Below are 18,553 nucleotides of genomic sequence, written 5' to 3' on the forward strand. Positions count from 1 at the left end.
CATCAGCGCCGCCGCCTGCTCCGCCGCCTGGCGCGCCTGCTCGGCAGCGGCGCCCGCGGCGTCGGCGGCGGCTCGCGCCCGCTCGACGGCCTCGCTCAAAGTCGTCGCCATCAGCCTTGTCCCCCCTCCCCGGCCGGCTTCTCGGCGAAGCGCGGATGGACGACAGCCCCGTCATGCGTGAGGAGCGTCGCTGCGACGATCTCGTCGTCGCGGTTGATCTTCAGCGCCTTCGTGGCCGGATCGATCATCGGTTCGACGAAGGCGTAGATGTTGCGCGCCAGAAGCGCGGAGGCGGAGGCGGCGATGCGCGCCGGCATGTTGACGTAGCCCATGATCCTGACGCCGCCGACATCGGCGACCTGGTCCGGGACGACGCCTTCCACGTTGCCGCCGCGCTCGACCGCGAGGTCGACGATCACCGAGCCCGGCCGCATCGAGGCCACCATCTCGCCGCTCACCAGGCGCGGCGCAGGCCGGCCCGGGATGAGCGCCGTGGTGATCACGATGTCCTGCTTGGCGATGTGCTCGGCGACGAGCGCCGCCTGCTTCGCCCGGTACTCCGCGGACATCTCCTTCGCGTAGCCGCCCGCCGTCTCGGCCGCCTTGAACTCCTCGTCCTCGACCGCGATGAACTTCGCGCCGAGCGAGGCGACCTGCTCCTTGGCGGCGGGACGGACGTCGGTCGCCGAGACGACGGCGCCGAGCCGGCGCGCCGTTGCGACCGCCTGCAGGCCGGCGACGCCCGCGCCCATCACGAAGACGCGCGCGGCGGGGACGGTGCCGGCGGCGGTCATCATCATCGGCATCGCCCGCCCGAACAGCGCGGCCGCCTCGATGACGGCCTGGTAGCCCGCCAGGTTCGCCTGCGAGGACAGGACGTCCATCACCTGAGCCCGCGTGATGCGGGGAACGAGCTCGAGCGCGAAGGTGGAGAGGCCCGCCGCCGCGAGCGCCTTCAGCGCCTCCTCATGGCCGTAGGGATCCATGATGGCCACCACGGCGGCGCCGCGGCGCAACCCGTCGGCCGATTCCGGCCGGCGGACGCAAAGGATCAGGTCGGCGTCGCCCGCCGCCTCCGCCACGCTGCCAGCGATCGTCGCCCCGGCGCTCCGATAGTCCTCGTCGGCGTAGCCCGAACGCAGTCCGGCGCCGCTCTCGACCGCGACCTCAGCTCCCTTCCCGATGAATTTCTTGATTGTTTCCGGCGTGGCGGCGACGCGCGCCTCCCCCGCCGTCTTCTCCCCGAGGACCGCGATCTTCATGGGATGCGATCAGGCGACCGACAGGATCATGAACAGAACGCCGATCGCGAAGACGATCCCCGGCGCCTTCCACGACTCGCTCATGGCGAACCCGATCGCGGTCGCAACGAGCGTGAGGAGGACCAGCAGCGAGCCGAGCCAGAAGCCGGCCCCGCCGCCGAAGGCGAAGAGCACGAGCGCGATCACGATGTCGAACGTCGCGAGCGCCAGGACTTGGCTTCCCTTGATGAAAGCCTCGTAGGTCCGTTCGTGCTCACGGTAATCCATCTCCGCCCCGAGTTCGGCAGGTCCGTGAGAGACGTGTTCGGCCATTAGCAAGCCCCCGAATTGTGCGTGTCGCGCCGTGGTATACCAAGCAGGAATGCGCGCGACAACGCCGCCGTCCCCAGTCCGGCGCCTGCCGCGCGGGCCACGTTCAACCCCAACCAGTTGTATACAGCAAGAGGGCGGGGCCGATTTCCTGCGATCGCCGCGCCCTCATTCCGGATGCGCCAGGCCGACGGCATCGAGGGCCGCAGCCTGGCGGGCGGCAACCTGACCGGTTTCAAAGGCTTCGATCTCTTCATTGAAGAGCCGATAGAAGTTGAGCTCGGCCCGCAGATGCAGGAAGACGCCGCCGAGGCCGATGGCGGCGCGGTCCATGAACACGAATTCGCGCGGGATCCGGACGGGACCCTTCTCCTTCAGGGCCTGGTGCACCTGGAACGCCTGCCGCCTGCCGTATTCCGTCGCCGAAACGCTGTCCGCGAGCGCGCGCACCCGGTCCTCCAGAAGCGGCCCGTAGATGAAGCGCGCCCAGATGTTCAGGATCTCGACCAGCTCGCGCGAGAGGCCGCGGAAGCCCCAGCTCTCGTAGGCGGCGACGATCCGCTCCTCGTCGCCCGCCTGCAGCCCGCGGTAGAGCTCGATGACGCCGTGCACGAATGCGGGCCGGAAGATCCGGATGCAGCCGTAATCGAGGAGATTGATGCCGGCCGGCTTCCCGCCCTCCTCGAACACGGTGTAGTTGCCGAGATGCGGATCGCCGTGAATGACCGCGAAGTGGCTGAACGGATGCCACCAGGCCTTGAACATGGCCGTGGCGATCCGGTTGCGCTCCGCGACCGGCCGGTCGCGATAGTCGAGGAGGCGGCGGCCCTCGAGCCAGGTCATGCTGAGCAGGCGCCGCGTCGAGAGATCCGGCACGAACTCGGGCACGCGGATGAGCGGCTCGTCGCCGAAGATGCGGCCGTAGAGCGCGATGTGGCGCGCCTCCTCCTCGTAATCGAGCTCCTCGCGGACGCGGGCGCCGATCTCGGCCCCGATCTCGCGCGTGTCGATGGCCGGGTCCATGCGGCGATGGATCGCCAGCACGATGCCGAGCTGGCGGAGATCCGCCTCCACAGCGCTTGCCATATCGGGATATTGCAGCTTGCAGGCGAGGCGCCGGCCGTCCTTTCCGACCGCGCGGTGGACCTGACCCAGCGAGGCGGCGGCCGCCGGCTCGTGCTCGAAGGACGCGAAGCGCGCCTGCCAGCCCGGCCCGAGCTCCGCCGTCATCCGCCGCTTCACGAAGGCCCAGCCCATCGGCGGCGCGTTCGCCTGCAGCTGCGCGAGCTCGGCGGCATATTCCGGCGGAAGCGCGTCCGGAATCGTCGCAAGCAGCTGGGCCACCTTCATGATGGGGCCCTTGAGGCCGCCCAGCGCCCGCGCGAGTTCGGCCGCGTTGGCACTGCGGTCGAGATCGCGGCCGAGCGCGCGCGAGCCGATCATCTTCGCCGCGACGCCGCCCATGCCGGCGCCGACCCGGACGTAGCGGGACATGCGGCCGCTCAACCGGTTGGCTTCGTCGTCGCGGCTCGGGGCCATGTCTCGATCCTAGCGAGGTGCGTCGCCGGGCCGGCCGGCAGAGAGAACGGGCGCCCGTCCAGATATGGCATGGGAGGCCGAACCGCCAGACGGCGCCGACGGCCGCGGGGTCGCAGGGCGGGCGAAGACCGCGCGGCGGGCCGCTATCGAGCCTCGTGATCGGCGGCCCGCCGCCACGGAACGTCGCCGCCTTCCGGGCGGACCTCGAAGGTGTTCAGCACCATCGCGAGCAGCGAGTAATAGCCGGCGAGGACCGTGAGATCGACCAGCCCCTCCTCGCCGAAGGCGGCCCGCGCCTCCGCCATCACCGGCTCGGAGACGGAGCTCATCCCGGACGAACTGAGAACGGCCTCGACATAGGCGCAGGCGATGCGGTCGGCCTCGTCCGTGAAGTCGGGCGTCCTGCCCTCCGCGATCGCGTCGAGGACCGTTCCCGGCACGCCGAGCGCCGCGGCGCGGGTGGCCTGGACGTGCCACTCGAAATCGGCGTACCAGTGCCGGCCGACCACCGCCACGGCAAGCGCCCGGATCCGGTCGGGCAAGGCCGACCGGTAGCGGATGTAGACGCCGAGCTGCTCCAGCACGTCGGTCGCCCCCGGACTGTGGAGGAGCACGGTGAACGGGCCGCTGACGCCGCCGCGCGCGCCGCCCGCGATGCGGTCGTAGACGTCCCGCTGCGCGGGCGAGAGAGCGTTCGGGTCGATCGTCGGAATCCGCGGCAATTCGTTCTCCATGTCCGGATCGCCCATCGGGCGCCGCTTCGTATCGTGGCGGGGCCGGCGTCGCGCCTTCAGATCCGCCGCAAGGGCAGGCTCCAGGCGAGCGTGGCGGACGCTGCCGTGAAGACCGCCATCGCCAGGAAGCCGGCGCGGAAGGCCTCGCCGATCTCGGAATGAAGCAGCGCCTGCTCCTGCCCGGGAAGGTCCGTCACGATCCTGGCGTTCTGGAGGATGCTGCCGAGCATGCGCGCCGCCTCCGGATCGCGCATGCCGAGCGACATGAAGAGCACGGTGGTGACGATCGCGGTCCCGAGCGCCGCCCCGAGCGAGCGGGAGAACTGCACGGTCGCGGCGCCGATGCCGAGCTGGCCGCGCCCGACCGCCTGCTGGACGGTGACCTGGACCACGCCCATGACCGTTCCCATGAAGATCGCGGTGACGCCGAGGAACGCCGAAACGGCGCCTGCCGAGAGATGCGGCGACAGCAGGCTGAGGGCGATCAGCATCACCGTGACCGCCACGAGCCCGAAGGACGGGAAGATCGCCGTCCGCCCCGTCCGGCTGACGATCCGTCCCGTCACCATCGACCCGATTCCGACGCCGGCCGCCATCGGGAGAAGCAGCAGCCCGGTCTTCGCCGGCTCCAGGCCGTGCATGACCCGGAGGTAGATCGGCGTGAAGGTCATCAGCGAGACGAGCGTCCCGCCGTGGAGCGCAGCCATCGCGTCGGCGCGCCAGATCGAAGGCTCCCTGAGGAGCGGCAGCGGGAGCAGCGGATCCGATGCCTTCTTCTCGCGCCAGAGCAGGAGGAGGCACGCGACCGCGGCGAGCGCGAAGAGGACCGAGGTGAGCATGACGGCGTCGATCCTCATCCGCTGCACCTGCTGCAGCATGCCGATCGCGGAGGCGATGAAGACCGCGAACAGGAGGACGCCGAGGAAATCGAACCGGAACGGCTTCTCGGAGATGTCGGATACCGGCAGCCTCAGCGTGAGGAAGACCGCGAGCACCCCGATCGGGATGTTGACCAGGAACACCGACTGCCATCCGAAGAGCTGGGTGAGCAGACCGCCGATCACCGGGCCGAAGGTGCTCGACGTGACGGCGACTGCCGCGACATAGCCCTGGTAGCGGGCGCGGTCGCGCGGCGGGATCGCCTCGCCGACGAGGGCCTGGGAGATCGTCATCAGGCCGCCGCCGCCGAGCCCCTGGAGCACCCGCGCGGCGGCGAGCATCGCCATGCTCTGCGACAATGCGCAGAGCAGCGAGCCGGTCATCGTGATGCAGAGGGCGGCAAAGAGCAGGCGGCGCCGGCCGTAGACGTCGCCGAGCCGCCCGTAGACCGGCGCTATGATGGTCGCGGCGACGAGATAGGCGACGACGATCCAGGAGACCTGGTCCACATTGCCGAGGTCGCCGGCAATGGCCGGCAGGGCCGTCGCAACGATCGTCTGGTCGACAATCGCCAGGAACATCGGCAGCATGATGGACGGGAAGAGCCAGAAGAACAGCGCGCGTCCCGACCGTGCCCGGTGAAGCTCCTCGTCCTGGCGCGGTTGTTCGGGGTTCAAGATCGGGACTCGCGCGGGGACCGGGAGGTGATCATCGATGCTGTCGCGGGTCGGACATGCTATGGAAGGCCGTTTCTGGAATATGTGTCCTGACGCATGAAGACAATCCTGGTCCCCTACGAAGGGCACGATCGCATCGAGGCGACGCTGGCGACCGCCTGCGTCTTCGGCCGCGCATTCGACAGCTATATCGAGGCGTTTCCGCTCAGTCCGCCGCTGAGCCCGTTCCTCGCCGCCGACACCGTGGGCGCACCGATGGTCTACGACGCGGCGAAGCTCGACGCGGAGACGAAGGAGCGCTACCGCCTGCATTTCGACGCGGTCATGCGGGCGCGCTACGGCGAGCCGGCGACGGCATCGGGGCAGCCGCGGTTCCGCTGGACCGATGAGGAGCCCGCGGGCGACGCCGCGGTCGGCTCGACCGCGCGCGTCTTCGACGTCACGGTCGTCGGGCGGCCCGGAACCTCGGTGACGGAGCCGCGGATGGCGACCCTGGAGGCCGCCCTCTTCGACAGCGGCAGGCCGATCCTCATCGCGCCGCCGGAGACGCCCGAGACGATCGGCCGGACGATCGCCATCGCCTGGAACCGGAGCCCCGAGACCGCGCGCGCGGTCGCCTTCGCCAAGCCGGTGCTGCGCGCGGCGGACAAGGTGTTCGTGATCGCGACGGAAGGCGGCAGCGTGCCCGGGCCGAGCGGCGACGCGCTGGCGCGCTATCTCCGCTACAACGACATCGCCTGCGAACTGGTGGAGGTCGGCCGCACGCCGAATGTCGGGGAGGCGATCCTCTCCGAGGCCGCGCGAAGCGGCGCGGACCTGGTCGTGAAGGGCGCCTACACGCAGAGCCGGCTCCGCCAGATCATCTTCGGCGGCGCGACCCGGCACCTCATCTACGAGACGACGATCCCCGTCCTGCTCGCCCACTGAAGCGTTGCGGCGGACCGCGAGCCGGCCGGCGCGGATCGGCCCGGAGCCAGGCGCGGGAACCGCGACGACGGATGCCGGCTGCCAAACGCGCGGCCGCCGGCTTGACACGGGCGGCCGCCTTCTGCACGCCGCAGCGACGACCCCGCGAGCCGGAGAGGAAGACATGTCCGCCACCCCCGCCCCCTCCGGCCCCGTTCAGCTCCTCGTGCTCCCGGGCGACGGGATCGGTCCGGAGATCACGGCGGCGACCCGCGGCGTGCTCGACGCGGTCGGCGCCGCGCTCGGCATCGGCTTCGCCTACGAGACCGCCGAGATCGGCTTCGCATCGCTCGCGCGCAACAAGACGACGATCACGGACGCGGTGGTGGAGCGCGCCAAGACCGTCGACGGCGTGATCCTCGGACCGGTCTCGCACAACGACTATCCGCCGGTCGCCGAAGGCGGGCTCAACCCGTCCGGCCAGCTCCGCAAACGCCTCGACCTCTTCGCCAACATCCGGCCGGCGAAGTCGCATCCCGGATTCCCGCCCCGCTGCGGCAGACCGGTGGACCTCGTCGTCGTCCGCGAGAACACCGAGGGCTTCTACGCCGACCGCTCCATGCATGTCGGGCCGGGCGAGTTCATGCCGACCGAGGACGTGGCGCTCGCGATCCGCAAGATCACGCGGAAGGGCAGCCTGCGGATCGCCGAGGAGGCGTTCCGGCTGGCGATGGCGCGCCGGCGCAAGGTGACGGCGATCCACAAGGCGAACGTGCTCCGCGTGAGCGACGGGCTGTTCCTGGAATGCGTGCGCCAGGTGGCGGCGCGCTATCCGGAGGTCGAATACGACGAGAAGATCATCGACGCGATGGCCGCGCTCCTCGTGCGCGACGCGAGCGTCTTCGACGTGATCCTCGCCACCAACATGTACGGCGACATCCTCTCCGACGAGGCCACGGAGATCTCGGGCAGCATCGGGCTCGCCGCCTCGATCAATGCCGGCACCGATTACGCGCTGGCGCAGGCCCAGCACGGCTCCGCGCCCGACATAGCCGGAAAGGACAAGGCCAATCCGTCCTCGCTCATCGGCTCGGTGGCGATGCTCTTCGTCTGGATGGCGGAGCGCCGGGGCGACCCCCGCCTCGCGGACGCGGCCCGGCTCATCGAGGACGCGCTCGCTTCCGTGATCGCGGTGCCGGAATTCCGCACGCGCGACATGGGCGGCCCGCTCGGCACCAAGGCGTTCGGCGAGCGCGTCGCCAACGCGATCACCGAGGCCGCCGCCGCGCGGCCGTGAACGAACAGGGACGGGAGGAGACCGTGCTGCGCATCGCAGTCCTCGACGACTATCAGCGGGTCGCCCGCACGCTGGCGGACTGGGAGAGCCTCGGCGCGGACTGCGAGGTCGAGGTCTTCGACCGCAACCTCGCGAGCGAGGACGAGGCCGCCGCCGCGCTCGCCCCGTTCGACATTTTGTGCCTGATGCGCGAGCGGATGCCCCTCCCCGGCTCGCTCATGGAGCGGCTCCCGAGGCTGAAGCTCGTGGTCGTCACCGGCTCGCGCGTGCGCACGATCGACATGGAGAAGGCGGTCGCGCGCGGGATCACCGTCTGCCACACGCGCCCCGGCGAATCGCAGGCCGCCACGCCGGAGCTCGCCTGGGGCCTTATCCTTGCGGCCTACCGGCACATTCCGGAGGAACATGCGCGGGTCCGCGCCGGCGGCTGGCAGGAGACGCTCGGCACGACGCTGCACGGCCGGACCCTCGGCCTTCTCGGGCTCGGCAAGCTCGGCGGCCGCATGGTCCCGGTCGCGAAGGCGTTCGGCATGGAGGTGATCGCCTGGAGCCAGAATCTCGGCCCCGAGCGCGCGGCCGAGGCCGGCGCCCGGCTGGTGGAGAAGGACGAGCTGTTCGAGACCGCCGATATCGTGAGCGTCCATCTGGTGCTCGGAGAGCGGACGCGCGGCATCGTGGGGGCGCGCGAGATCGCCCTTATGAAGCAGGACGCCCTGCTCGTGAACACCTCGCGCGGGCCGCTCGTCGACGAAGAGGCGCTGCTCGCGGCGCTGACGGCCGGGCGCATCCGCGCCGCGCTCGACGTCTACGATCGCGAGCCGCTCCCCGCCAATTACCCGCTCCGCACCGCGCCGAACGTCGTCCTCAGCCCGCATCTCGGCTACGTGACGGCGGACGCCTACCGGGAGTTCTATCCCGACACGGTCGAGGCGATCCTCGCCTGGCGCGCCGGCGCCCCGATCCGGGTGCTCGCCGCGCCGCCCGCCGCGTGAGCGCGAGCCGGGCCGCCGGAGCAACGATGCCGTAACCAATCCGGGCGATCGGCGGCCGGCGCGACACTTTGCTAGAGATTTCTGAAAACACAATCGGTTAGCCAGAACGGCCGGTTCGAGGCCGGCGCTTCGAGGAACCGCGGTGTCAGAAGTCCGATCGCTCGTCCCCGGCGACATTCCCGCCGTCGCACGCCTGTTCCAGAAGACGTTCCGGGACGGCTCCGCCCCTTCTCCCGCGCTCGAGGACCATCTCGCCGAGATCTTCCTCCAGCATCCCTGGCAGGATCCCGAGCTCGTCTCGAAAGTCGCCGCCGGCGCCGACGGCGTCACCGGCTTCATCGGCGTCCTGCCCGCCCGGATGCGCTTCGCGGGGCGGACCGTCCGCGCCGCGGTGGCGGGCTCGCTCATGGTCGAGGCGCCGGACGCCGACCCGACCGCGGGCGCGCGGCTCGTCCGCTCGTTCGTCTCCGGCCCGCAGGAGCTCTCGATCACCGAGACGGCGAACGACCTCTCCCGAGGCCTCTGGGACCGGCTGCGCGGCGTCACCATCCCCGCCGGTGCCTTCGACTGGCTGAAGCCGCTGAAGCCCGCGGGCTTCCTCACCGCGCTCGCGGCGGAAGTCGTGCCGGCATTCGGTCCGCTCAGGCACCTGGCCAGGCCGGTCGATGCGCCGCTCGCCGCCTGGTTCGGCCGAGGCGCCCGGAGGCCCGCACCGTCGCGGCGCGGGGCACGCGCGGTCGCGCCGGCCGGACCGGCGGAATTCGCGGAGGCCGTCCTGTCGCTCGCCCGCTCCTATGCCCTCGCTCCCGACTGGGACCAGGGATCGCTTTCCTGGTTCCTCGGGCAATCCGAGCACAAGGACCGCTTCGGCCCGACCGTCCGCCGCATCGTCGTCGAACCGAGGGGGGCCGAGATCGGCGCCTTCGTCTATCACGGCCGCCCGCGCGGCATCGCCCGCGTGCTGAACCTCTTCGCCAGCCCCGGCGATGAGATGCGGGTCGTTTCCGCCTTGATCGAGGAGGCGCGCGCGGCCGGGCATGCGGGACTCCGGGGCCGCGGCGATCCGCGCCTTCTCGACGCCCTGGCGCGGCATAATGCCATCCTGTTCCACCGCGCCTCGCTGATCGTCCACAGCAAAGACCGTGCGCTGATCGACGCAATCGCAGCGGGAGACGCCCTCGTCACCGGCCTGGCCGGCGAAACCTGGGCGCGACTGGTCGGCGATAGCGTAAACAAGAAGTAAACGCTCAAGTATTATAGATTTTAACTAATTTCTTCGGTCGCCGTTGTTGGAAGTCGCCGGAAAAAGTACCTGAACTCGGTCGGTGGAGCGCAGGATGCCAATCCGCCGGCTTGAGGAGAACAGTACACGATGTGCGGCCTGGCCGGGTTCTCGGGAACATCGCTGCCCGACGCGGAGAGACGGCGCGTCCTCGGACGGATGATCGGTTCGATCGCCCACCGGGGACCCGACGGGCAGGGATTCCACGTCGACGCCGAGGGCGCCGCGCTCGGCCATTGCCGTCTCAGCATCATCGACATCGCCGGCGGGGACCAGCCGATCTGCAACGAGGACGGCACGGTCTGGATCGCCTTCAACGGCGAGATCTTCAACTATCTTGAACTGCGCGCCGATCTCCTCGCGCGCGGCCACGTGTTCCGGACGCATTCCGACACCGAGGTGATCGTGCACCTCTACGAGGAGCGCGGCCCGGACTGCGTGGAAGCCCTGAACGGCGACTTCGCCTTCGCGATCTGGGACGGGCGGGCGCGCCGGCTGATGCTCGCCCGCGACCGGATGGGCGTGCGTCCTCTCTTCTACGCCGAACATCGCGGCGGCTTGTTCTTCGGGTCGGAGGCGAAGGCGCTCCTCGCCGCCGGCCTGCCGGGCGAGATCGACCCGGTCGCGCTCGACCAGATCTTCACCTTCTGGTCGCCGCTCCCGCCGCGCACGATCTTCCGGGGCATCAACGAGCTGCCGCCGGCCCACCTCCTCCTTGCCGACGATAAAGGCGTCTCGGTGCGGCGCTATTGGAGCCTCGACTACCCGGACGCCGGGGAAGGCTCGGGTGCGAGCCAGTCACGGGAACGCCGCCTTCGGGACGAACTCGCGGGCCTTCTCGCCGACTCCACCCGCATCAGGCTGCGGGCCGACGTGCCGGTCGGCGCCTATCTGAGCGGCGGCCTTGATTCCTCCGTCATCACGACGCTCATGAAGGAGCTCGTCCCGGAGCGGCTGCGCACCTATTCGGTCGCCTTCGAGTCCGGCGAGTTCGACGAGAGCCGCTTCCAGGACGAGATGGTGCAGGCGCTCGGAACGACGCACAAGGCGGTCCGCATCGGCGCGGCCGAGATCGGGACCATGCTTCCCGCGGTCGTCCGCCACGCCGAGCGCCCGATCCTCAGGACCGCGCCGGCGCCGCTGATGGCGCTCTCCCGGCTGGTGCGGGACGACGGCCTCAAGGTCGTCCTGACCGGGGAAGGCGCCGACGAGGCGCTTGCCGGCTACGACATCTTCAAGGAAGCGAAGATCCGCCGCTTCTGCGCCGCGCAGCCGGATTCCGCCCGACGCTCCTTGCTCCTCAAGCGGCTCTACCCCTACCTGCCGCGCATCCAGGGCCAGTCGCAGCGCTATCTGGAGACGTTCTTCGGCTTCCGGGCCGACGACGCGCAGGACCCGCTCTTTTCGCATCTGCCGCGCTTCCGCACGACCGGCGGAGCCAAGGCATTCTTCTCCCGCTCGCTCCGCGCCTCGCTGGCCGGCTATGACGCCCTCGCCGACCTCCGCGAGCAGCTGCCGGCCGCCTTCGGATCGTGGCACCCGCTCAACCAGGCGCAATATCTCGAGACGGCCTACCTCCTGCCCGGCTACATCCTGTCGGCGCAGGGCGACCGCATGGCGATGGCGAACGGCGTCGAGGGCCGCTTTCCCTTCCTCGATCACCGGCTCGTCGAGTTCGCGGCCCGGATCCCGCCGGATCTCAAGCTCAAGGTGCTGCGCGAGAAGCATCTCCTGCGCGAGAGCATGAAGGGCAGGCTTCCGCCGTCGATCCTGAACCGGACCAAGCAGCCCTATCGCGCGCCCGACGCGGACGCCTTCGCCGGTCCCGGCGCACCGGCCTATGCCGCCCGCCTGCTCGACCCGGCCGCGATCGCCGGCGGCGGCCTCTTCGATCCCCATGCCGTCGCGAAGCTCGCCGCGAAGCATGCGGGGCGCGGATCGCTCGGCACCCGCGAAAGCATGGCGCTGGTCGGCATCCTCACCACGGCGCTCTGGCAGGACGCCTTCGCTTCGCGCGCCCCCGCCGCAGCCAACACCATGCGCGCGTCGGCATGACACCCCTTTCGAGAAAGAGCATGACAATGGAAGACAATCTCACCGCCCGGATCAGGCACTTCGTCGAGGACAACTTCCTGTTCCGCGAAGACGCCGACGAACTCGCCAACGACGAATCGCTCCTCGACGCGGGACTGATCGATTCGACCGGAATCCTGGAGCTCGTCTCCTGGATCGAGGCGGAGTTCGGGGTCCGCATGGCGGATGCCGAGATCGTTCCGGAAAACCTCGACACGATCGCAGCCATCGCCGCCTATCTCGGACGGAAGCGCCCTGCGAGCCTCGTCGCCTGACCGACCAGACCGGAGGACGAATCCGTGCGTGTCGAACAGTTCCTGAGGGCGAGCGCGGCGCGCTGTCCGGAGAAGATAGCGCTCGTCGCCGGCGGCAGGCGGATGAGCTTCGCCGCGCTCGACGAGGAATCGGACCGGCTCGCCGCCGCCCTTCGCGCGCGCGGCGTCGCGCGCGGCGACCGCGTCCTGGTGTTCATGGAGAATTGCCGGGAGGCCGTCGTCGGCATCTTCGCGATCCTGAAGGCGGGCGCCGTGTTCTCCCCGGTCAATCCTTCGACCAAGGCCGACAAGCTCGCTTATGTGATCGGCAATTGCCGGCCGGCGGCACTCCTCGTGCAGGCCCGCCTCGTCCCGGTCGCCGCGGCCGCGCTCGAGGAGGCGCGGTCGGACGCGCTCGTCGTCGCCGCCGGCGGGGCGCCCGCCGTCCTCGGCTTCGAGGAGGCCATCGAAGGCTCCGGGCGCATCGACGCAAGCGAGCCCGCCGGCATCGAGCTCGACCTTGCGATGCTGATCTACACGTCCGGCTCGACGGGCTTTCCGAAGGGCGTGATGATGACGCACCAGAACGTCGTCGCCGCCGCCACCTCCATCACGACCTACCTCGAGAACCGACCCGACGACATCGTGCTGAACGTCCTGCCGATCTCGTTCGACTACGGGCTCTACCAGGTGCTGATGGCGGCGAAGGTCGGCATGACCCTCGTCCTGGAGAAGTCCTTCGCCTTCCCGCAGGCGATCCTCGCCCGGATCGCGGAAGAGAAGGTGACGGGATTCCCGCTGGTGCCGACCATGGCGGCGCTCCTCCTGCAGATGCGCGATCTCGCGCCGGGCGCGCTGCCGAGCCTGCGCTACATCACGAACACCGCCGCGGCGCTGCCGCCCGCCCATATCGAGAGGCTGCAGGCGCTGTTTCCGACGGCGCGGCTCTTCTCCATGTACGGGCTGACGGAGTGCAAGCGCTGCACCTACCTCCCGCCGGAGCAGCTCGCCGTCAGGCCCGGCTCGGTCGGGATCGCCATTCCCGGCACCGAGGCCTACGTGGCCGGCGACGACGGCGCACGCCTCCCTCCCGGCGAGACCGGGGAGCTGGTGATCCGCGGGCCGCACGTGATGAAGGGCTATTGGGAGGACGAGCGGGCGACGGACCGCGCGCTCCGGCCCGGGCCCTATCCGTGGGAGAAGGTGCTCCACACCGGCGACCTCTTCCGGACCGATTCCGAGGGCTTCCTCTATTTCGTCGGCCGCAAGGACGACATCATCAAGACGCGCGGCGAGAAGGTGAGCCCGAAGGAGGTCGAGAACGTCCTCTACGCCCTGCCGGGCCTGCGCGAGGCGGCGGTGATCGGCGTGCCCGACCCGATCCTCGGCCAGGCGCTTCACGCCGTCATCGCCGTGGAGCCCGATGCGGACCTGACCGAGCAGGAGGTGATCCGGCACTGCGCGCGCAACCTCGAGGACTTTATGGTCCCGCGGCGCGTGACCTTCCGCCACGAACTGCCCAAGACCACGACGGGCAAGATCAGCCGCCGGCTGGTCGCCCTGCAGATCCTCGAACCCGGCACTCTGGAGGCCGCTGAATGAACCCGCCCGCAGAGGCAGACGTCTTCGCCGCACCGACCGCGCGGCGCTCGTCGCGCCAGGCCCCGCTTTTCTCGGCCGAGACGCTGCGTCTCGATGCGGAGGACGAGGCCGCGCGCATCGCCCGCGCCATCGAGACCCAGGTCCGCAAGCGGCTCCGCCGGCGCGGCGCCGTGGTCGGGCTGTCGGGCGGCATCGACAGCAGCGTCACCGCCCACCTCCTCGTGAAGGCGCTCGGCGCCGACCGCGTGCTCGCGATCTTCATGCCGGAGAAGGATTCCGAGGACGACAGCCTGCGGCTCGGCCGCATGGTCGCGGAGGGGCTCGGCATCGCCTCCGTAACGGAGGACATCGAGCCGATGCTGACGGCCGCCGGCTGCTATGCGCGGCGGGACACGTTCATCCGCAGCCTCGTGCCCGATTTCGGACCCGGCTGGGGCTGCAAGGTCGTGCTGCCCAACGCGCTCGCCGAGAAGGCCTACAACCTTTCGTCGCTCGTCGTGCAATCGCCCGCTGGCGAGCGGCGGCAGATCCGCATGCCGCTCGAGGTCTATCTCGGCGTGGTGGCGGCGACCAACATGAAGCAGCGCACGCGCAAGCAGATCGAGTACTACCATGCCGACCGGCTGAACTATGCCGTCGCGGGAACGCCGAATCGGCTCGAATACGACCAGGGCTTCTTCGTGAAGAACGGCGACGGCGCGGCCGACCTGAAGCCGATCGCGCATCTCTACAAGAGCCAGGTCTACCAGCTCGCGGAGCATCTCGGCGTGCCCGAGGAGATCCGCCGACGCCCGCCGACGACCGACACCTGGTCGCTCGAGCAGACGCAGGAGGAGTTCTATTTCCCGCTGCCCTACCAGGGCATGGATCTCTGCCTCTACGCGCTCGAGAACGGCATCCCCGCCGCCGCGGCCGCGGAGGCGGCCGGGCTCTCGGCCGCGCAGGTCGAGCGCGTGTGGCACGACATCGCGGCGAAGCGGCGCGCGACCGAATATCTCCACCTGCCGCCGCTCCTCGTCGAACCCGTCCCGATCGCCTGATGCGCGCATTCGGCGCACGTACCACCGGGCGCCGGCGCTTGCGCCGTCCCGTGCGGGGCCTCGAAGCCGCCGCCGCTTTGGGCTAAGCCTCCCGCCAACGTGCCGGCCCCGCCCCTTCCGCTGTCAAGGGCGAGGGCCGGAACGGGAGAACGCCCGAGCGGCGCGACGGAGAGGAAAGCCGATGCTGGAGCCGAACGATCACCTCGACGCCTGGGACAGGGGCTGCTTCTTCCACCCCTCGACCCATATGGGCCAGCACGCCCGCGGCGAGAGCCCGAACCGGATCGTGACGGGCGGCGACGGCGTCTACATCGTCGACCGCGACGGCAGGCGCAGCCTGGACGCCTTCGCCGGGCTCTATTGCGTCAATGTCGGCTATGGGCGGAAGGAGATCGCCGAGGCGATCGCCGCGCAGGCGGAGAAGCTCGCCTATTACCACGCCTATGCGGGACACGGCAGCGAGGCCTCCATCACGCTCGCCCACATGGTGATCGAGCGCGCGCCGGCGCAGATGAGCCGGGTCTTCTTCGGGCTGTCGGGCTCCGACGCCAACGAGACCAACCTGAAGCTCGTCTGGTACATGAACAACGTTCTCGGCCGCCCCGAGAAGAAGAAGATCATCTCGCGCTGGCGGGCCTATCACGGCTCCGGGCTGATGACCGGCAGCCTGACGGGCCTGCCCTCCTTCCACGACGCCTTCGACCTGCCGCGCCCGCCGATCCTGCACACCGAGGCGCCCTACTTCTTCCGGCGGGCGGACCGCAGCCTGGACGAGGAGGCGTTCGCCACCTTCTGCGCCGAAAGGCTCGACGCGCTCATCCGCGCCGAAGGGCCGGAGACGGTCGCCGCCTTCATCGGCGAGCCGATGCTCGGCACCGGCGGAATCGTGCCGCCGCCGCGGACCTACTGGGAGAAGATCCAGGCGGTCCTCGCGCGCCACGACGTGATGCTGATCGCCGACGAGGTGGTGACCGGGTTCGGCCGGCTCGGCACGATGTTCGCCTCGGAGCGGTACGGCATGAAGCCGGACATCATCACCATCGCCAAGGGGCTCACCTCGGCCTACGCGCCGCTCTCCGGCTCGATCGTCTCTCAGAAGGTCTGGGACGTGCTGGTCGAGGGTTCGGACCGGCTCGGGGTCATCGGGCACGGCTGGACCTATTCGGCGCACCCGCTCTGCGCCGCCGCGGGCGTGGCGAACCTCAGGCTCGTCGACGCGATGGGGCTCGTCGAAAACGCGGACGTGGTCGGCGGCTATTTCCGCCAGGCGCTCGCCGAGGCGGTGGCCGACCATCCGATCGTCGGCGAGGTGCGCGGCGACGGCATGCTGGCGGCGGTCGAATTCGTGGCAGACCGCGGCGACCGGCTGTTCTTCGACCCGGCGCAGAAGGTCGGCATCCGGATCGTCGCCGCGCTCGCGCGCCGGGGCGTGGTCGGGCGCGCCATGCCGCATGGCGACATTCTCGGCTTCGCGCCGCCGCTCTGCCTGACGCGCGCGGAGGCCGACATCATCGTCGACGCAACGAAGGGCGCGATCGAAGAGGTCGCCGGCGAACTCGCGCAGAGCGGCCAGGCGACCTGATGCGGCGGGCCGGAGCGCGCCTTGCGCTCCGGCCGGGCTCAGTCGGAAAGGCCGGCGAGGAGGAGGTCGCCGCCGCGCCAGTGCTTCGGGTCGGCGCGGTCATATTGCGGCGGGTAGGCGAGGTCGATCCCGAGCACCCGCGCCGCATGGAAGGGCCAGCGCGGATCGAACAGGATCGCGCGGGCAAGCGCCACGAGATCCGCTTTGCCCTCCGCCACGATCGCCTCCGCCTGGCGCGGCGTGAGGATCATGCCGACCGTCGTCGTCGGGATCCCCGAGACCTTCCTCACATGCTCGGCGAAGGCGAGCTGATAGCCCGGCCCCGCCTGGATCTCCTGGCGCGGATCGACCCCGCCGCCGGAGACCGTCACCCCGTCCATGCCGATATCGCGGAGCGCGCGGGCGAACACGCCCGCCTCCTCCGGCGTCCAGCCGCCGGCCGTGAAGTCTGAGCCGTTGACGCGCACCGCCAGCGCCGCCTCCGCCGGCCAGACCGCGCGCACCGCCGCCGCGACCTCGAGCGGGAAGCGCATCCGGTTCTCGAGGCTGCCGCCATATTCGTCCGTGCGCCGGTTGGAGAGCGGCGAGAGGAACGTGCTCATGAGATAGCCGTGGGCGAAGTGAAGCTCGGCATAGCGGAGCCCGAGCCGTGCGGCGCGGCGGGCGGCGGCCACGAAGGCGTCGCGGACCGCCTCCATGTCCGCCCGCGTCATGGCCCGCGGCACGCGCCAGCCTTCCCTGAACGGGACGGCCGACGGCGCGATCGTATCCCAGCCGCCCTTTTCGTCCGGAACCGAGCCGGAGCCGGTCCAGGGGCTGTAGGTCGCCGCCTTCCGGCCGGCATGGGCGAGCTGGATGCCGATCGGGATCGGGCTCACGGCGCGGACGCGATCGAGCACGCGGCTCAGCGCCGCCTCGTTGTCGTCGCTCCAGAGACCGGTATCCTCCGGGGAGATCCGGCCGCGCGGCTCGACGCCCGTCGCCTCGATCACGAGGAGGCCCGCGCCCGACAGAGCGAGCGAGGCAAGGTGCGCCACGTGCCAGTCGGTCATGGAACCGCCGACGGCGCTGTACTGGCACATCGGGGAGATCGTGATGCGGTTCGCGAGCTCCAGGCCCCCGAGCCTGAAGGGAGAAAACAGGGCTGCCATGCTGGACGCCTCCTGGCGTTGGAACGGAACCGGATCGGACGGCCGGGTCAGTACCTGAATTCCGCGTCGGCGCGCGAGCTGACCGTGAGAAGGTCGGCGCAATCGGGAATCGGCTTGCCGCCTTCGATCGTGCAGGCAAGCACGTCGTTGACGAGCAGCCGGCCGATCTTGCCGCAATCGAGGTCCGGAAGGTCGAAGAGCGCCACCTTCATCCGGTTGCTGCGTATGTCGGAATAGGTGAGCGCGACGCGGCGCAGCACCACGCTCGAGCGGTCGAACAGGAACACGTCGAGGCGCATTTCGTCGAGCGCGACGGGCATCTCGTTCTGGACGAGGAAATAGGCGCGGCAGGCGCCCTGGGCGCCCTCGAGCTTGTTGAGCTCCAGGCTGATCGCGCCGTGCGTGGGAAGCCCCGGCTGGGCTTCCGGCCGAGCCTCGGCCGCGCCTTGCTGCGGCGCCTGGCCCTGCGCGAGAGCGGCCGGTGGGAGAGCCAGCCAGAACGCTGCGAGCCAGAGCCTTGCGAGGCGCATCGTCTTACTCCTGGTTACAATCGTCGCGGACGGCGGAAGAGCTTGTGGCGGGTTGCCCGCGAGCCGGTTTCCCGAGACTGGCGAGGCGGCAAGCCTCTATAATGTCGCCGTGAGACGACGAACGCCAGACCTCGTGGCCGACCTCCGGCCGCCCGCCGAAAGAGCGCCGCGCACCGCGCCGGTCGCCGTGCTGTTTTCGGTAACGGCCCATGCCGGCGCCGTCGCCCTTTTCGCGACCATGCATTTCGCCACCCACAGGCCGCCGGTCTCCGCCCCCGCCCCGTCCGTCACGGTCGAGCTCGTGCCGGAGCAGCCGATGATCGAGGTGGCGGCGGCGGCCGCGGAACCGGAGGCGGCGACGGCGGTGGATGCGGGCGCGCCGCTCGAGGCGTCCGCGCCGGCCGAGACCGCGCAGGCGGCACCGCCGGACGAGGCCGTCATGCC

16 protein-coding genes and 1 pseudogene are annotated in these 18,553 nt (G+C 70.3%); 10 read left to right on the forward strand and 7 right to left on the reverse strand.

Annotated elements, in window-relative coordinates; translation table 11 throughout:
- Positions 1-110: 110 nt before the first annotated feature.
- The 5 genes from E4O86_RS17705 to E4O86_RS17725 form a co-directional block, all read right to left on the reverse strand.
- Positions 111-1,262, reverse strand: coding sequence for a Re/Si-specific NAD(P)(+) transhydrogenase subunit alpha (locus tag E4O86_RS17705; protein WP_161141883.1), 1,152 nt, complete (start codon positions 1,260-1,262; stop codon positions 111-113).
- A 9-nt stretch (positions 1,263-1,271) separates the two neighbouring features.
- Entirely contained in the window at positions 1,272-1,574 is a 303-nt protein-coding gene (locus tag E4O86_RS17710) for an aa3-type cytochrome c oxidase subunit IV (protein WP_161141884.1), read from the reverse strand.
- A 165-nt stretch (positions 1,575-1,739) separates the two neighbouring features.
- Positions 1,740-3,110 carry an ABC1 kinase family protein gene (locus E4O86_RS17715; protein ID WP_161141885.1) on the reverse strand — a complete coding sequence of 457 codons (1,371 nt, stop codon included), beginning with the start codon at positions 3,108-3,110 and terminating at the stop codon, positions 1,740-1,742.
- Between the two features lie 143 nt (positions 3,111-3,253).
- A complete protein-coding gene (locus E4O86_RS17720) occupies positions 3,254-3,859 on the reverse strand; it encodes a carboxymuconolactone decarboxylase family protein (protein ID WP_161141886.1) in 606 nt (201 codons plus the stop codon).
- A 41-nt stretch (positions 3,860-3,900) separates the two neighbouring features.
- Entirely contained in the window at positions 3,901-5,400 is a 1,500-nt protein-coding gene (locus E4O86_RS17725) for an MFS transporter (RefSeq protein WP_246206469.1), read from the reverse strand.
- Between the two features lie 96 nt (positions 5,401-5,496).
- Between E4O86_RS17725 and E4O86_RS17730 the strand changes: the two genes are divergently transcribed.
- The 9 genes from E4O86_RS17730 to E4O86_RS17770 all read left to right on the forward strand — a co-directional run bounded on the left by E4O86_RS17730 (position 5,497) and on the right by E4O86_RS17770 (position 16,428).
- Positions 5,497-6,327 (forward strand): universal stress protein, encoded by an 831-nt coding sequence (locus E4O86_RS17730; RefSeq protein ID WP_161141887.1) that lies wholly within the window; start codon positions 5,497-5,499, stop codon positions 6,325-6,327.
- 163 nt (positions 6,328-6,490) lie between these two features.
- A complete protein-coding gene (locus tag E4O86_RS17735) occupies positions 6,491-7,603 on the forward strand; it encodes an isocitrate/isopropylmalate dehydrogenase family protein (protein ID WP_161141888.1) in 1,113 nt (370 codons plus the stop codon).
- Positions 7,604-7,626: 23 nt separating this feature from the next.
- On the forward strand, positions 7,627-8,595 hold the full coding sequence (locus E4O86_RS17740; RefSeq protein ID WP_161141889.1) for an NAD(P)-dependent oxidoreductase: 969 nt from the start codon (positions 7,627-7,629) through the stop codon (positions 8,593-8,595).
- A 142-nt stretch (positions 8,596-8,737) separates the two neighbouring features.
- Positions 8,738-9,838 carry a hypothetical protein gene (locus E4O86_RS17745; protein ID WP_161141890.1) on the forward strand — a complete coding sequence of 367 codons (1,101 nt, stop codon included), beginning with the start codon at positions 8,738-8,740 and terminating at the stop codon, positions 9,836-9,838.
- A 129-nt stretch (positions 9,839-9,967) separates the two neighbouring features.
- Positions 9,968-11,932, forward strand: coding sequence for an asparagine synthase (glutamine-hydrolyzing) (asnB, locus tag E4O86_RS17750; RefSeq protein ID WP_161141891.1), 1,965 nt, complete (start codon positions 9,968-9,970; stop codon positions 11,930-11,932).
- A gap of 26 nt (positions 11,933-11,958) precedes the next feature.
- The gene (locus E4O86_RS17755) at positions 11,959-12,225 is read left to right on the forward strand and encodes an acyl carrier protein (RefSeq protein ID WP_425500137.1); all 267 of its coding nucleotides are present in this window, start codon (positions 11,959-11,961) and stop codon (positions 12,223-12,225) included.
- 24 nt (positions 12,226-12,249) lie between these two features.
- The gene (locus tag E4O86_RS17760) at positions 12,250-13,806 is read left to right on the forward strand and encodes an AMP-binding protein (protein ID WP_161141893.1); all 1,557 of its coding nucleotides are present in this window, start codon (positions 12,250-12,252) and stop codon (positions 13,804-13,806) included.
- Entirely contained in the window at positions 13,803-14,846 is a 1,044-nt protein-coding gene (gene nadE, locus E4O86_RS17765) for an NAD(+) synthase (protein ID WP_161141894.1), read from the forward strand. The genes E4O86_RS17760 and nadE overlap by 4 nt, the downstream gene beginning before the upstream one ends.
- A gap of 181 nt (positions 14,847-15,027) precedes the next feature.
- Complete coding sequence (locus tag E4O86_RS17770) at positions 15,028-16,428, forward strand: aminotransferase (RefSeq protein ID WP_161141895.1); 1,401 nt, start codon at positions 15,028-15,030, stop codon at positions 16,426-16,428.
- Positions 16,429-16,466: 38 nt separating this feature from the next.
- Here the strand turns inward: E4O86_RS17770 and E4O86_RS17775 are convergent, their stop codons facing one another.
- On the reverse strand, positions 16,467-17,579 hold the full coding sequence (locus E4O86_RS17775; RefSeq protein WP_161141896.1) for an NADH:flavin oxidoreductase/NADH oxidase: 1,113 nt from the start codon (positions 17,577-17,579) through the stop codon (positions 16,467-16,469).
- Between the two features lie 47 nt (positions 17,580-17,626).
- On the reverse strand, positions 17,627-18,109 hold the full coding sequence (locus E4O86_RS17780; protein WP_161141897.1) for a hypothetical protein: 483 nt from the start codon (positions 18,107-18,109) through the stop codon (positions 17,627-17,629).
- A 109-nt stretch (positions 18,110-18,218) separates the two neighbouring features.
- Between E4O86_RS17780 and E4O86_RS17785 the strand changes: the two are divergent.
- A pseudogene (locus E4O86_RS17785) lies at positions 18,219-18,553 on the forward strand (hypothetical protein); the annotation flags it as partial.

Source organism: Propylenella binzhouense, assembly GCF_009866965.1.
In the GTDB taxonomy this organism is placed as follows: domain Bacteria; phylum Pseudomonadota; class Alphaproteobacteria; order Rhizobiales; family Afifellaceae; genus Propylenella; species Propylenella binzhouense.

Excerpts from the sequence above, each read along its gene's own strand:
- E4O86_RS17705 (WP_161141883.1), bottom strand. The coding sequence starts at position 1,262 with ATGAAGATCGCGGTCCTCGGGGAGAAGACGGCGGGGGAGGCGCGCGTC.
- E4O86_RS17710 (WP_161141884.1), bottom strand. The coding sequence starts at position 1,574 with ATGGCCGAACACGTCTCTCACGGACCTGCCGAACTCGGGGCGGAGATG.
- E4O86_RS17715 (WP_161141885.1), bottom strand. The coding sequence starts at position 3,110 with ATGGCCCCGAGCCGCGACGACGAAGCCAACCGGTTGAGCGGCCGCATG.
- E4O86_RS17720 (WP_161141886.1), bottom strand. The coding sequence starts at position 3,859 with ATGGGCGATCCGGACATGGAGAACGAATTGCCGCGGATTCCGACGATC.
- E4O86_RS17730 (WP_161141887.1), top strand. The coding sequence starts at position 5,497 with ATGAAGACAATCCTGGTCCCCTACGAAGGGCACGATCGCATCGAGGCG.
- E4O86_RS17735 (WP_161141888.1), top strand. The coding sequence starts at position 6,491 with ATGTCCGCCACCCCCGCCCCCTCCGGCCCCGTTCAGCTCCTCGTGCTC.
- asnB (WP_161141891.1), top strand. The coding sequence starts at position 9,968 with ATGTGCGGCCTGGCCGGGTTCTCGGGAACATCGCTGCCCGACGCGGAG.
- E4O86_RS17755 (WP_425500137.1), top strand. The coding sequence starts at position 11,959 with ATGGAAGACAATCTCACCGCCCGGATCAGGCACTTCGTCGAGGACAAC.
- nadE (WP_161141894.1), top strand. The coding sequence starts at position 13,803 with ATGAACCCGCCCGCAGAGGCAGACGTCTTCGCCGCACCGACCGCGCGG.
- E4O86_RS17770 (WP_161141895.1), top strand. The coding sequence starts at position 15,028 with ATGCTGGAGCCGAACGATCACCTCGACGCCTGGGACAGGGGCTGCTTC.
- E4O86_RS17775 (WP_161141896.1), bottom strand. The coding sequence starts at position 17,579 with ATGGCAGCCCTGTTTTCTCCCTTCAGGCTCGGGGGCCTGGAGCTCGCG.
- E4O86_RS17780 (WP_161141897.1), bottom strand. The coding sequence starts at position 18,109 with ATGCGCCTCGCAAGGCTCTGGCTCGCAGCGTTCTGGCTGGCTCTCCCA.